Origin of the sequence: Flavobacterium nitrogenifigens, from assembly GCF_003254565.1 — a bacterium.
Lineage (GTDB): Bacteria > Bacteroidota > Bacteroidia > Flavobacteriales > Flavobacteriaceae > Flavobacterium > Flavobacterium nitrogenifigens.
Map to the genome: position 1 here is coordinate 54,036 of NZ_QJRI01000160.1, position 14,474 is coordinate 68,509.

General features: G+C 36.9%; 10 protein-coding genes. 4 read left to right on the top strand and 6 right to left on the bottom strand.

The window, feature by feature from the left end:
* Positions 1-12 precede the first annotated feature (12 nt).
* From DM397_RS03150 to DM397_RS03160, 3 genes are all read left to right on the top strand, one after another.
* Entirely contained in the window at positions 13-1,539 is a 1,527-nt protein-coding gene (locus DM397_RS03150) for a RagB/SusD family nutrient uptake outer membrane protein (protein WP_111376143.1), read from the top strand.
* A 3-nt stretch (positions 1,540-1,542) separates the two neighbouring features.
* Positions 1,543-2,646, top strand: a complete 1,104-nt coding sequence (locus DM397_RS03155; RefSeq protein ID WP_111376144.1) for a CIA30 family protein — start codon at positions 1,543-1,545, stop codon at positions 2,644-2,646.
* 121 nt (positions 2,647-2,767) lie between these two features.
* On the top strand, positions 2,768-4,156 hold the full coding sequence (locus DM397_RS03160; RefSeq protein ID WP_111376145.1) for an endo-1,4-beta-xylanase: 1,389 nt from the start codon (positions 2,768-2,770) through the stop codon (positions 4,154-4,156).
* A gap of 111 nt (positions 4,157-4,267) precedes the next feature.
* Here the strand turns inward: DM397_RS03160 and DM397_RS03165 are convergent, their stop codons facing one another.
* The 3 genes from DM397_RS03165 to DM397_RS03175 form a co-directional block, all read right to left on the bottom strand.
* Positions 4,268-5,182 (bottom strand): glycoside hydrolase family 16 protein, encoded by a 915-nt coding sequence (locus tag DM397_RS03165; protein WP_111376146.1) that lies wholly within the window; start codon positions 5,180-5,182, stop codon positions 4,268-4,270.
* Between the two features lie 147 nt (positions 5,183-5,329).
* Positions 5,330-6,163, bottom strand: coding sequence for an SMP-30/gluconolactonase/LRE family protein (locus tag DM397_RS03170; protein ID WP_111376147.1), 834 nt, complete (start codon positions 6,161-6,163; stop codon positions 5,330-5,332).
* Positions 6,164-6,256: 93 nt separating this feature from the next.
* Entirely contained in the window at positions 6,257-7,780 is a 1,524-nt protein-coding gene (locus DM397_RS03175) for a TlpA family protein disulfide reductase (protein WP_162615454.1), read from the bottom strand.
* Positions 7,781-8,664: 884 nt separating this feature from the next.
* On the opposite strand from DM397_RS03175, the gene DM397_RS03180 reads away from it, so the two are divergent.
* Positions 8,665-10,584 carry an RICIN domain-containing protein gene (locus DM397_RS03180; RefSeq protein ID WP_111376149.1) on the top strand — a complete coding sequence of 640 codons (1,920 nt, stop codon included), beginning with the start codon at positions 8,665-8,667 and terminating at the stop codon, positions 10,582-10,584.
* A gap of 363 nt (positions 10,585-10,947) precedes the next feature.
* Here DM397_RS03180 and DM397_RS03185 read toward each other — a convergent pair whose 3' ends face one another.
* The 3 genes from DM397_RS03185 to DM397_RS03195 all read right to left on the bottom strand — a co-directional run bounded on the left by DM397_RS03185 (position 10,948) and on the right by DM397_RS03195 (position 14,380).
* Positions 10,948-12,063: an alpha/beta hydrolase-fold protein gene (locus DM397_RS03185; RefSeq protein WP_111376150.1), complete on the bottom strand. Its 1,116-nt coding sequence runs from the start codon at positions 12,061-12,063 to the stop codon at positions 10,948-10,950.
* A 17-nt stretch (positions 12,064-12,080) separates the two neighbouring features.
* Positions 12,081-13,322 carry a glycosyl hydrolase family 8 gene (locus DM397_RS03190; RefSeq protein ID WP_239457785.1) on the bottom strand — a complete coding sequence of 414 codons (1,242 nt, stop codon included), beginning with the start codon at positions 13,320-13,322 and terminating at the stop codon, positions 12,081-12,083.
* Positions 13,323-13,417: 95 nt separating this feature from the next.
* A complete protein-coding gene (locus tag DM397_RS03195) occupies positions 13,418-14,380 on the bottom strand; it encodes a glycoside hydrolase family 43 protein (protein WP_185957098.1) in 963 nt (320 codons plus the stop codon).
* Between the last annotated feature and the right edge of the window lie 94 nt (positions 14,381-14,474).

Genomic DNA, 14,474 nt, shown 5'->3' on the forward strand with positions numbered 1-14,474 from the left:
AAAAATATAGTTATGAAAAAACTTTTTAAACTTTTTTTGATGGGAATGCTTATACCATTGCTGTCTTTATTTTCCTGCTCAGATGAGTTTTTGAATGCGCCATCTGAGAACCAATTGACGCCAAGCGATCTGCCTGAAGGCGTTACCGCTTTTGACGGAATCGCAGAGAGCTTGTACTTTAAGCCTTGGTTTGCCTTTAACGACAAATTCCTGATTGCCGTAGGGGACATGTATGCCGGAAATGCCTTTACATTTGACGGTGCATATGCGCAGTTTAAAGATGCTCAAGTGACATCTCAAAATCCGATCCTTACAGAAGGATATGTGGCCTTGTTTTCAGTTATCGACCAGTCTAATAATTTAATGAGTTTAGTCGAAGCCAGAAAAAACGAACTTCCTGAGGCTTCTTATAAAAATGCTATTGCCATATCAAGATTCATGAGGGCCAATGCCTATTTCTATTTAGTCAGAACTTTTGGAGCCGTGCCTATCATCAATAAAGCGGGTTCTGCAGCACAGCCAAAAAGAAATCTGGTTGCAGATGTTTACAAATTCATCAAGCAGGATTTAGAATACGCAACAGAAAATTTACCGGAAAAAGGATTAAAGAAAGGATACGTGACTAAATATGCCGCAATGGGAATTTTAGCCAAAGTGCATCTGACTTTAAATGAGTATGCCCAATGTGCGGCTTTAACCCAGAAAATTATCGGTAATCAGTATGCTTTAATTCAAGAATACGGAAACCTGTTCAGCAGTCCGGAAAATAATAACAGTGCCGAGAGCATGTTTGCGCTTCAATGGAAAGCTATTGCTACAGAATGGGGAACTCAAAATACCAATCAGGCGTATATAGTTCCTGGAGGCACTGGAATTACAGGCGGTGGTGACGGATGGGGAGTTTACCTTCCATCAATTTCCCTGCAAAATGGATTTGAGCCAAAAGATATCAGAAAGAAAAACACCATTATGACCGATGGCGATTTTTACCCTGAATTATTAAAAAGCCAAGGCGGTTTTACATACAAAAAAATATATTCTTCAACTGCTGCAAATTTCAGAAAATACATTGTGGGCTCTGCTGCAGAAAGAAACGATGTATTCTTTATGAGAACCTCTCAAAACACGATTATTCTAAGGTATTCGGACATTCTACTTATGAATTCTGAAGCGCTATTGGCAGGAGCGCCATCCACTACTTCTGCAGCTGCTTTAAGCTCTTTTAATGAAGTAAGAAAAAGAGCAGGATTACCAATTAAAACAGCACTTACAAGAGATGATCTGTTTAATGAAAGAAGAATTGAATTTGCTTTAGAAGGACAATATTTCTTCGATTTAAAACGCCGCGGTCTTGCTGAAGCAGCTGCGATTATCTCGCAGCAGGAAGTAGGCTTTTATTCTGATGATGCCAGAACAGAATTGGTTTCAAGAAAGATAACTCCAGGAAGCAATTATTTTGAACTTCCATTGCCTCAGTCTGCCATAGATACCAATCCATCATTATTGGAAGCTCCGGTTCCTTTTAACTTTAATAACTAAACTATGATCAATACAATAAAATATAGCATTCTACTGCTTTTTATGCTGGCTTCTTTTACAGCCTGCCAGAATGATGATGCGACCAGCGCAAACATAGATGCAATGGTTGCCGAACCGGGAGATTTACTAAATCAGGCCTTTCCAAACAATAAAGTAAGAGTTGAAGGAGAAGGTTTAACGGGGCTAAAAAAAATAACACTTGATAATACTATCAATATTGCTTTTAATCCTAATTACAATTCAGACAAATCGTTTATTTTCACCATTCCTTTTGATGAAAAACTAGGAAGCAGATTTGGAGTTCAGCCTATTACCTTTACAACTGCAAATGGCTCTGTTACTAAAAACATTGAGATTTTACAGCCTGTACCAACAATTGCCAAAACAACTCCCGCTGTTGCGACTCCAGGATTTCCGTTAGAAATCGAAGGAACCTGGTTTTATAATATTTCCTCTATTACCTTGGCGGGAAAAGCGGTAAGCTATACGGTAAAATCGTCATCTTCTATCATCATCGGTTTGCCTGCAGATGCAGCTTCTGGATCAGAACTTGCCATTACCACACCTGGAGGAACAGCAAAAAAGACAATTGATTTTGCAACCATTATTCTCGTATCTGATTTTGACGGAAATGGCCTTAGAAAAGATTGGACATCTTATGGAGACGTAGAAAGTTTCAACACCAGTACAGCTGGAGGTCCGACTGGAAATTACACCACATTGGTTTGGGCAGGTTCAACTGCCAATGGCTACAACGGAAGCAGTGGCGGCGGCGGGGCCAGTTTCCTAAGCGCTTCTAATACAGATGCTGCAAAAGCTTATATTGACATTGACGTAAGCGCAAATGTTGCGGGCGCCCAATTTGCAATCCAGCTAAATACTATCGACGGAGTGAACTATGGCTATAACTTTAAAATTACGGATGTAAACTGGACTACAAAAACCATATCAATTGCTGATTTTAAAGACAACTACGGTTTTGGATCTAATACAGCTGCGAATTTAAATCCATCTAAAATCAACGAAATTAAAGTTGGAATTGCCCAGGGAGACACCCCTAATCCTAGCGCCATTAAATTTGATAACATTAAAATCCGCTATCAATAATTAATCTGGCATTTTAACTTTAAAAAGAGGCTGTCGCCAAAAACGGCCTCTTTATTAAATCGAAAAAATAACTATAAATAAGGACATTCTATGAAAAAAGAATGTCCATAATACAAACAGTATGAAAAGTAAATTTTTATTAATGCTGGCCGGCCTCGTCTTTTTTTTAAATGCATGCTCAAATGACGATAACCAAACCGTTGAAACTCTGGAAACGCCGGTTGCCAATGCTCCAAAAGATGTAAATGATCATGGTTTTAAAGCCAAATGGAATTATGTTTCGCATTCCAAAAGCTATCTTCTGGATGTTTCAACTGCCGAAAACTTCACCTCTTTTGTCCCAAATTACAATGCAAAAGAAATTACTGATCTAAATGATGCTGTAACAGGCCTAACTGGAGGAACGCAATACTATTACAGGGTGAGAGCCAAAAACGAAACGCAGATTTCTGACTATTCAAATGTAATTGCGGTTGTTACAACAGGCACAAGCAATATCCCTGAAGATCCCACTTTTTTAAAGGTGAAAGTAAATAAACTGGCCAATCCGTTTTTTGTTGGTATGGCGATAAAAGCCTCACAATTAACAAACGGAAGTCCTTATGATGTGATCCTAAAAAATGAATTCAGCAGCATTTCTGCCGAATACGAAATGAAAATGGATCAGATCTCAACTGCAAGCGGTGTGTATAACTGGGCTGCAGCCGACAAAATTGTAGCTTATGGAAACGCCAATAATATTAATGTACACGGCCATGCTCTAGTTTGGCATAATGCAGTGCCGCAGTGGCTTAAAGATTTTTCTGGCACAGATGCTGAATTTGCAGCTGAAGTTAAAAAATACATTACCGATGTGGTTACGCATTATGCAGGGAAAGTAAAATCTTGGGATGTGGTTAACGAAGCTGTCGATGACAGTGGCGCCATGAGAAATACTATTTTCTTGCAGCGAATGGGACCAAACTATGTTAAAGACTGCTTTCAATGGGCAAGAGAAGCTGCAAATGCTGCAGGTGACACTTCATTATTACTATTCTATAATGATTACGCTACCTCTGCCAATACTGCCAAACAAGACAAAGTTTTTAGCTTACTGGATGATCTAAAAGCAGCTAAAGCAATTGATGGCGTTGGCTTTCAGATGCACAATACCTATTTAAGTCCAACTAAAGCACAAATAGAAGCAGATCTTAATAAAGCAGTGGCAAAAGGCTTAAAAATCCACGTTTCGGAATTGGATATACAGGTAAACCAGTTTAATGACATCTCTGCATTTACTAATGAAAGAAGACTGGCTCAAAAAGCAAAATATAAAGAGATGGTGCAGATTTATAATGCGCTTCCGGCAGCAAACAAATACGCTTTGACAATTTGGGGAATGAGAGATAATGAATCATGGATTCCGTTCAGCACTGAACTGAATCATCCGGGCAATGACTGGCCTTTATTGTACGATTCTAATTTTGCGGTTAAAAGCTCGCACACCGGATTTTTAGAAGGTTTAGATTAAATCAAAAAAAACAAATTTGAATTAGATCGGCAGCCATCTGCCCCAAAAAAAACACCACTCATAACGGAGTGGTGTTTTTTATTAGCAGCAATATGAAAAACGGCAGGGTTATTATAGCGCTCTTTTATAGGCCGAAACTTGATCTACCCACATGACTGCAGTGGTAAACAAATTTATTTTATCAGGATTTATAAAGCTGGAATCATTTGACCCGACATTCATATTTAAAACAATATTATGCTTTTTGAAATTATTCAAATTAAGTTTAGCTACGCTGCTATTGGTATAGGTCGAAACAATTGCATCATCAATTTTTATTGTTACAGTTATCGAATTATCTTTCATTTTTATAAAACATTCATATAAATGCCATCCGTTGTTTCCATCAATATTAAAACTTACTGGATATTGCCTTTCTGCCAGGTTTCCCAATTGATTTGCCCCTACCGCTGTTCCGTAAAAAAGATTAGAGGCAAATCGGGAGGCATTTGGGGCAAAAGAATAGCCTTCCATAATATCAATTTCACCATGTGTAGGCCATCCATCTTCCTGAACTGTCCAGAAGGCCGGCCATGCGCCATATGTTTGCGCAAATGGCTTATAATTGGCTCCATCCATTGCCAGCAGTTTTATCGTGGCAGACAATCTGTATTCGGTATTATTTTCAGGCGTGTACTCATAAAGCGACTTCACAAGTCCTGACTGGTATTTGGCTGTGCTGAGCCTAGTTGTTTTAATTTCCAGGCATCCTCTTCCGTCTCGAGATTGCACTGAAGGCACAGCGCTTTTATAATCGCAGTACTTAGAATTATAGTCTGTACGCTCCACTCTTTTCCACTTAGAAAGCGAAATATCTGTCTCAAAAGTATCTTCAAATTGTTTTATCCAATCAGATTCTGCGGCTTTATTAATCTTCTTGTTTGCATTTATCCCATCCTGTTTTTTCTCTGTGCCTGAATTTTCAAAGCAAGAAGAAAATCCAACAGCACATGTTAGCATTAAGGCAACCTGACTTAATTTTTTCATGAAATGTTATTTAGTTATTATTTAGTTTCTATTAAGGACTAAAAGTAACTTTATATGAAAAAACAGAATGCCACATTTGAGGCAGTTAATGCCATAGATGTTGCATTTTCACTGCTGCATCAAATACAGCTTGCGATAAGAATAATTTTACTCCAAATGATATCCGATTACAGTCTTATTTAAAGTCGGCACTATCAATAGCTTTTTCTCTGCGATATATTCAATATCTGCCGCAGCAATCTTTTCTTTTCCTAAATCAATGATGAGTTTTTTCTTTCCTTTTGAATCGATATGAAACACTTCTCCCTGCCATGCTCCGGACACTATTAACCCGTTACCTCCATCAGGGACAATACCGTCTAAATTATCAATTCCATTAAAAATTTCATAAGCCTTGCCTGTCGATTTATTAACCGCAAAAGCAGTTCGGCTTTTCATATTCAACACTAAAACTTCATCTTTTCTGGATAATAATCCATTTGGCATAGAAAGAAAATCAGATTCAAGCCATACCTTTATTTCTCCATCAGATATTTTATAGATTTTATTGTCAAAACAATCCGATATGTAAATGTCTCCATTGGCATCTGATGTAACATCATTGAAAAATTTTGCAGAATCCACTTTATATACCTTTTCTATTTTAGATGTATTGGTATTTATTTGCAGAACTTTATTAATATCAGCCACATACAGTTTATTTTTAAATAAAGCCATTCCTTGCGGATTGTCCAGTCCATCAATCCATTTTAGAACTTCTATTTGTCCATTAGTTTTAATTTTAGAAATAAATCCATTTCCATCTTTGGCTAGGTATTCTCCATTTATATTAGAGATATACACTATCTTTTTCGAAGAATCATAAAGTGCCGATTCTGGTTTGAGAAATAAAGAATCCGATTCCCATACTTTAGCTGCTCTTTGACTAAAAGCAGTTACAGGAATCATCCCTATCATTAGCAAGAGACCTAGTTTTTTCATGATTTAAATTTTATATGATTTAATATTATTTTATTGCCGCTAATGTTTGAATGATCAGTTACGGAATGCCTTCCACCTACTGCAACCGTTAATTTATTCTGCTAATAACCCATCAATGCTATTGCTTTTTCTGCTTAATAAATCTTTTGGTCTTGGAGCATTTATCTCCTTTAAATTGCCCTTTCTGTCAATAAGCAGATAATGCGGCACTGCATCAATGCGATAATCTTTGCAGATCTGGCTTGATGTTAAATCTTCTGCAATTACATTGACGCCATCCAATTTTAAATCATTTAAAGCTTCCTTCCATTTTTCTTCTTTTGAATCGATGCAGATATTAATAAACACTACATCTTCTCCTTTATATCTATTATGCAAATCAGGAATATAATTTTTAATGTCATGCAGGCATGGAGCGCATGATATCCCCCAAAAATCAAGATACACGACTTTTCCCGCAAACTGGGAAAGGGATACCATCTCCCCTTTCTCATTCTTTAATGTAAATTCTGGCGCTTTAAATCCGTCACCTATACTTCTGTAATATTTAAATGTGGAAATTAGGGTATCCTTATAGACAGAAGTCTGGCATTTCTTCAAAAAGTCAGCATATATGGGCTCCACCTCATTAAAAGGCTGGCTCTTAAAAGAATTGATTATATGGTTGGAAATATACCAGTCTCTAATAGAACTGATGGAGATTTGGGATAATGCCTTATAATATTGCGACCACAAAATATCCAATTGGCTTTTATCATTTTGAATGTCAAAAAATCTAGTCAGCGTATAGGGCACCTCCATAATTTCTCCCTTTGAGTTTCTCATTTCCATTGAATTTAAAACCATGGTGTCATCAAACAGTTCTTCCCGGCTTATATACTTATATAGAAAATCCCTGTATTCAGGGCATTGGTAGAATATTTCATTAGACAGGAGTTTATTTGATGCAATCATTGAATAATAGTTTTGAAAACTTTTACTTTTACTGTTTGTCCCATCAAGAGAAAGACGGAAGGTGTCCAACAATCCTATATCCAGCAGAAGGGTCTGAAATTTATAATATATCTTGAAGAAAAACACATTCTGCGCTATTTCTGCAGTATCCAATTCCCTTAACTCTTCATTAAACAAGTTATTTATCTGATTATAAAAACTGCTTTTATTATCTGAACTTTTCTCACTGATTATTTTCCATAAAGAAAGTTCTGCATTTCTGAATTTTTTATGCAGTTGCAGACTAAAATTAAGCTTTTTACTTGTGAGCGCATCAGGACTGTCAATTTTGACAGAATTTATAAAGCTTGTTTCATCCCAAGTCAGCGTAACAATTTTATTAGGTTCAACATTTATATTTACTGCATCATCATTGAGAATGAGATATAAATTTGTGATTCCCTCTACAGGAACTAGCTGATGAAAAGAGCCATCGTTGTCCACCGTAATTTTAATGCTCTCATTGCCTAAAAACCCTTCATTTAACAAGCTCCAGCTTTTCCCTTTAAAATTCTTTATTGCACCTTTTAAAAGAATAGCATGTTTTCCCTTTATGTTATTTTGCATTAACAAATCAGAATCTTCCAAGGGAATTTTATAGTCTTTTTCAGAAATTTGATTCATTGAACTATTTTGTATCTGGCAGAACAGTTTACAGTTTAAAAGGAGTAAAAGCAAAAAAGAAATTCTATTCATATTTTTTCAGTCAAATTGGCAATAAATATCTGTTTAATTCAAATCCGGCATGTCCTATTTTTTTAATACATCTTATGTTTTTTTTTCAACAGCGCCTTTTTCACCACAAAGCCTAATATGCGATTCTTCCTGCTCTATTGCTGTCTTAAATGCTTTAAAAAAGCTATTCGCTAATATTTTTCAAGAAAAAACAAGTCTGTCTACAAACCAGCTAAGAGTTATAAAAAGATTTAATCTGGTCTAAACAAGCATGAAAATTTTAATCCCATTTTTTGTCCGCATGATTGGCTAAGCTGCCTCTCAAATATAAACAAACGGTTGCTTTAAATTATAACAATTCACATGATTTCTGTTTATTCCTAAACGAATCCCATCCCTACTAATATAATGCGCATCGCTATTGATCAGCATTCAGTCATGCTGGACCATTGCTTTGTCAAGCATTCCGACAGACTGAGCTGATATCTTTTCTACGACCAAAAAGCTAAAGCAGTGTTAATCTGAAGCTGTAAAAATAAACGATATAATTCACAAATTTTACCGATTTTCCAAGTAAACCGCTATATACTCACGTTTCAAATCGATCTTGGCCTTTTAAAAAAGCTTGCACATAAAGCATTAAAACAAAAGCTAAACGAATAGACCGCTCCAAATTTGATTATCAAAATTTTACTCAGAATCCTCCAATAAAATATTTTCTTAAAAAACAACACAATCGGTTGTTTTTAAATATCTTTTATTATTAAATTAGCAGTAAAAAACTTACTCTAAATCAGGAGTAGATTTACTAACTAATTAAAACCATTTAAGTTATGAAAAGATTTAAAAAATTACTTTTTCTATTTTTAATGTTTATTCCTTTAATGCAATTATTTGCCTGGCCCGGAATGCCTCTGCCTCCATTGCATATTGAAGGTAAAAATTTAAAGGATCCTTGCGGAAAAAACGTTTTGCTTCATGGCGTTGCCATAACTCCCAGTCCGTGGTTTAATGGCTGTTCCTATGGCCAATGCCGCTGGGACAACTACAATGTTCAAGGCTGCCTAAACTATAATAATGCAGTTATGGATGCACTAACAGACACAAATAATGGATGGAAACTAAATTATATAAGGCTTCATATCGATCCTTACTGGACCAATACGCCAGGCTGCTCAGCGGGAGAAAATGATATCTCCTGCTTTGATTACAACAGATTGGTAACTTATGTAAATCAAGTTATAATTCCTTTAATTAATCATGCTAGAAGCAGAGGGCTTTATGTCGTCCTTCGCCCTCCTGGAGTATGTCCTAATCGAATTGCCTATGGAGACAATTACCATAATTATCTAAGAACTGTGTGGCAATATCTATCGGGCCATCCAAATTTAAAAAATGTAGATAATGTGATGTTTGAAATAGCCAATGAGCCTATAGAAATACTTGGGACAAATGGAAATTGGGGAGCTACGGGCGATGAACATTTTGCCGCTTTACATAATTACTTTCAGGATTTAGTAAATAAAATTAGAGCCAATGGTGCAAATAATGTCTGCTGGATACCAGGAACGGGATATCAATCCCATTACCAAGGATATCCAAACCATTTGATAACAGGCGGCAATATTGGTTATGCTGTTCATGTTTATCCTGGATATTGGGGAGCAAATGCAGAAAACACCACCAGTTTTAATAACGCTTGGAATGCTAATGTCCAGCCTATTGCAAATGTTGCTCCTATTATGATAACAGAAACGGACTGGTCTCCCACAGGTGATGGGACCTGGGGCACTGGCACGACAAGCGGTTTTGGGCTCAATCTGAAAGGAAGAATTGATGCTGCTGGAAATTGCAGCTGGAATCTGCTCGCACCGGAAGGGCTTATAACCAATGCAGATCCATACAATGTTACAACTGCATTCAATAACAATTGGGAGGCTTGTGCTGCACCAGTCAAACAATGGTTCTCTGCATATGCAAACAGCAACATCCCATCGCAAAACTGCACTACACTAATAAATAATAGTGTCTATGAAATTGAATTTAAAACAAACTCAAATAAGGTAATAGATCTTAAGTACGGAACTAATGCAAATGGCACTGCGATTCGCCCTTGGGATAGATCAGGAGCAACAGCGCAGCAGTGGATTGCCATTGATGCTGGAAACGGCTATTGGCGATTTAAATCAAATGCAAGTTCTACAGGACGCGTAATAGATCTTGAAAGCGCAGATCCAACAAATGGAAAATCGATAAGACTTTGGGATGACTATAGCAATGATGCCCAAAAATGGCTGGTAACAGATGTTGGCAATGGCTATTACAGCGTAAAATCAGCCGTAGATACTTCAAAAGGCTGGGACACTTCCAATTGCAATATGGATGGCACGGCAAATCTTCAGCTTTGGGAATATTACGGGACTTCGTGCCAGTTATTCAAGTTCAATAAAATAGGGGCTACAGCAAAAATTGCCAATGCTGCTATTTTGGCAGATAATGTTGAAGCAGATACTAATATTCAAGTATATCCGAACCCATCAAAAGATGGAGAGTTTAATATTTATTATGCTTCACAAGCAGACGAAAATTATTCTCTGACTATATACTCAATTACTGGTGCGCCATTATACGAAACCAAAAATCTAAAATCTAATACTAATCATGTTATAAGAACTAAACTTCCTAGAGGCATATATTTAGCGAAGATTCTTCAAAATTCAACTGCAACAACCAAAAAAATCGTAATTGAATAGCCTATTCTTAAATATATAGATACTAATATTGATACTAACTTTATAGTTTTATCCATTATTATTTATTAATGCAAAAACCACTATTTTAATTAAAATTTAAAATAGTGGTTTTATTTTTCACTTCAAATTTAACGAACAGCCAATAACTTTGCAGCCAAACAAGCTAAAGCAAATCCAGCCTTCCTTTAAATAAATCATTGACTGGCGCTTAAAATGCGAGATAAATTTTCAGCTGCCGGTATTTTTAAAAAACATCAGAAAGAAATCCCAAAGACAATCTGCATACATCAAAAAATGGCTTTCATATCTTTACTCCATCCAAAACCAGAATAGACACCCCAAAAAGTATCTTATTTTTAAGAACTATCTAAACAATAGCGGAGCTAATTCTTTGAAGCTTCTTCGCCAAGTCAAAAATTCATGAGCCGTATTTTCAGAAATATATGAAACCGCATTAACCCCTGCATCTTTCAATGTTTTTACCGCAGACTGTACTGATTCGGGCCTTTCGCGGCTGCCACAGCTTATAAAAATAAGTTTAAGCTTTGACTTATCTTCAATTTCTTCCGGCTTATAAATTCCTCCGCTTAAAAGCGCATAATGAGAGAAAACATCAGGTTTATTGACCGTGATAGAATGCGTTTCCATTCCGCCCATTGACAGACCGGCCATGGCACGGTTTGCCTGATTGGAAATCGTACGGAAATTTGAATCGATGTACGGAATTAATTCCTCTACAAGAACCGTTTGAAATGGCTCTATTTTAAAACTGGCCAAACCTCCGTACTTAACTTCATTTGTCATTCCGTACGTCATGACGATAATGAACGGTTTTATTTTGCCTTCTGCAATCAAATTATCCATAATTAAGTTTACACGTCCCTGATTGCTCCAAGCCGTTTCATCTTCTCCCCAGCCGTGCTGTAAATACAGCACTGGATATTTTTTGTCCTTATCTTTATGATAAGAAGGTGGGGTATATACAAAAGCCCTACGTGATGTATTAGTGCTTTTTGAAGGAAAAAGAATCTGCTGCACATTTCCGTGCGGAACATCTTTTAATGCATAGAAATCCTGATCGTGCGCCGGAATTTCAATACCGCTTTCCCAACGTGTAGATCCGTAAAAATTGAGCGCACCAGGGTCATTAAAAATTCCGCCATCAATTGTAAGATGATAATAATGGAAACCTTCATCCATTGCTCCTTCTGTAGTGCCTCTCCAATAGCCGTCCTGATCTTTTGCAAGAACAGTTCCGCCTTTGGCCCCTCCCAATCCAAGACTCACTACAACAGATTTTGCCTCTGGCGCTGAAATTTGAAATCGTGCATAACCTTGAGAATTAACTTTTGGATATTCCTGTCCTGGCTGATTGACCACTGAAGGTTTAAAATCTTCGATAATTGAAGCTGTTTTTGTCTGTGCAAAACCAACAAAGCTTGATAAAATCAATAAGATGACAATTCTATACTGTTTCATGTTTTCTGTTTTAAAAATTATTTTACTTCTGGAACAATAATTTGATACTTTCCGCTAAGATGCATTAGGCTAAAAAGATACATCAGCCCATCATAATAGGGATCAAAGTAACCGTCTTCGTAAGGCTCAAGCTTAGCATTCCATAGGGCATGAACAAAATCTAAACTTTCTTTATCGGGATTGACTAATGATGCTGCTGCTGAAGTGGCTACCAACCCAATAGAATGCCTAAGCTTTTTTACAGGACCGGCTTGAAGGATAAAATCGGGGGTTGAGCCATCTAGATTAAATTGATCTTCGAACTTGTCCAATCCTTTAGATCGAAGAAAATTTTGAAAGCGCTTCGCATATCCCTCCTGCCATTTTTTATCTTTCCCATACCAAGTATAATCCATTGCCACATTCATGGGAACTCGCCATGAATCATAGCGAAATCCCGCAGGCATCCAAGGTGTTGGATGCGGTTCTCCAGAAAACTCGGTGTAATCAGAATTAAGACCTGTTACGGGATGACAGGCTTTATGCAAAAAATTACGAGAAACCTCTGCACATTCTTTATAAAATTGTTCATGTCCATCTTTAGCATACAGTGCCCAAATTTCGAAGAATGCAGGGACATGATAAGAAGGATCTGTCCAGTTATAGCCACCTCCCTCAGGAACAAATGAAATCTGTTTGTGTTCAATATTTATAATATTATGCACATTGCCTGTGCCATCTTTTTTCCACATGGCATCGAGGATTCTCCTAGCTTCTTTGTAATAGTCAATTCCTGTATTATTGCCCCATTTGTTAGAAGCAAAAAGAAGACTCGTAATATAATATAATTCACCATCTGAAGCCGAACCTGCGGAGTTCTGCTTTTTGGTCACTGGGTTTACGCTCCAGGCAAAATAGCCTTCTCTTGGCCCATCCTGATGCTGCATATATTTTACAGACCATCTCCATAAACGATCAAAAACATCTTTCTTGTCGAGCTGGACAGCCACCATCATACCGTAAGACATTCCCTCGGTACGGGCATCTTTATTTTTAACATCGGAAACATATCCCAGATCATCTCCTTCTTTAAAATATACTTTGTTTGGACCTTCGAATATATCAAAATAGGCTTTAGCTAGTTTCTTGTCTATTTCATCTTGACTATAACCTGCTTCCTTAAAGAGATTTTTGTATTGAGGCCTTTCAGTCTCTGCTTTAGCGGTTTTCTTTTTGCTCTGCCCTATTCCCGATAAAGGCATTGTTAGCACGAATGCCATCACAGAAACCGAAATTTTAATGCTTAATTTTTTATATGCCATTATATTTATCTTTTTAAATAGTATTTCTTCGTACGAAAAAACAAAATGAGATTCTATTTAACGGAACCTACCCCCTCTGTGGTTTGTATAATTTTTTGAATAGTTCCGTCTTTGTTATAATGCATATAGTCTACACAAATTGAACGTCTGTAACTGCCTCCTGTTGGCAAACTTCCGTTGTGGTAAAAGAAGTACGACTTTCCTTTATAGTCAATAATTCCAGGGTGGGTGGTAAAACTATTTTGGACATTCTCCTGAATAATTCCCTGATACCTCCATGGTCCCGTTATGTTTTTTGCAGTGCAATACTCTATCATTTCAGGTTTTGTGCCTGCACTGGCATATACTAAATAATAAAGTCCTTTTCTTTTGTACACCCACGGACCTTCAATATAATTTTTAGGTGTGAAAGTGGTAATTTCTCCATCCAATTCTATCATGTTCTTCTTAAGCTTCACCCATTTGCAGCTTCCATTTCCCCAAAACATATACGCTTGTCCATCATCATCTATAAATACAGTAGGGTCGATATCATCCCATCCATATTTCATATCTGTTGTCATTTCATTTATAATAAGCGCCTTCCCTATCGCATCTTTAAAAGGCCCAGTTGGACTGTCTGAAACTGCCACGCCTATTGCCGCACCTCCCTGGCTTACTTCATCTTTTTTATGAAATGTAGAAACAAACCAATAGAATTTTCCGTCTCTTTCTATGCACTGGGCTGCATACGCATCGCCAGTTGCCCAAGAAAATGCACTTGGAGAAAGAAGAGCTCCGTGATCTTTCCAATCTTTCATATTGATGGTAGAAAAAACGTGCCAGTCGGCCATTTTATAATTGGTATCTTCCTGAGTTGCCACATCATGTCCCGTGTACAAATACAAAGTGCCTTTATGCACTAGAGGTGCTGGGTCGGCTGTAAAAATATCTTTGATAATCGGATTTTGTGCTTCTATGTTTATTGCAAATAAATTACAAAAGAGCACACATAAAATTTTACCTGTATTTTTCATTTTATCTGATTTAATTGAAATAATTTCGAAAATGCAGTCAGTTTTTCTGCAATTCAATTTCTGTAAACAATAAACAGCGCAATAAATGCGCTGT

Excerpts from the sequence above, each read along its gene's own strand:
- DM397_RS03160 (WP_111376145.1), top strand. The coding sequence starts at position 2,768 with ATGAAAAGTAAATTTTTATTAATGCTGGCCGGCCTCGTCTTTTTTTTA.
- DM397_RS03175 (WP_162615454.1), bottom strand. The coding sequence starts at position 7,780 with ATGAATCAAATTTCTGAAAAAGACTATAAAATTCCCTTGGAAGATTCT.
- DM397_RS03195 (WP_185957098.1), bottom strand. The coding sequence starts at position 14,380 with ATGAAAAATACAGGTAAAATTTTATGTGTGCTCTTTTGTAATTTATTT.
- DM397_RS03185 (WP_111376150.1), bottom strand. The coding sequence starts at position 12,063 with ATGAAACAGTATAGAATTGTCATCTTATTGATTTTATCAAGCTTTGTT.
- DM397_RS03150 (WP_111376143.1), top strand. The coding sequence starts at position 13 with ATGAAAAAACTTTTTAAACTTTTTTTGATGGGAATGCTTATACCATTG.
- DM397_RS03155 (WP_111376144.1), top strand. The coding sequence starts at position 1,543 with ATGATCAATACAATAAAATATAGCATTCTACTGCTTTTTATGCTGGCT.
- DM397_RS03170 (WP_111376147.1), bottom strand. The coding sequence starts at position 6,163 with ATGAAAAAACTAGGTCTCTTGCTAATGATAGGGATGATTCCTGTAACT.
- DM397_RS03190 (WP_239457785.1), bottom strand. The coding sequence starts at position 13,322 with ATGGCATTCGTGCTAACAATGCCTTTATCGGGAATAGGGCAGAGCAAA.
- DM397_RS03165 (WP_111376146.1), bottom strand. The coding sequence starts at position 5,182 with ATGAAAAAATTAAGTCAGGTTGCCTTAATGCTAACATGTGCTGTTGGA.
- DM397_RS03180 (WP_111376149.1), top strand. The coding sequence starts at position 8,665 with ATGAAAAGATTTAAAAAATTACTTTTTCTATTTTTAATGTTTATTCCT.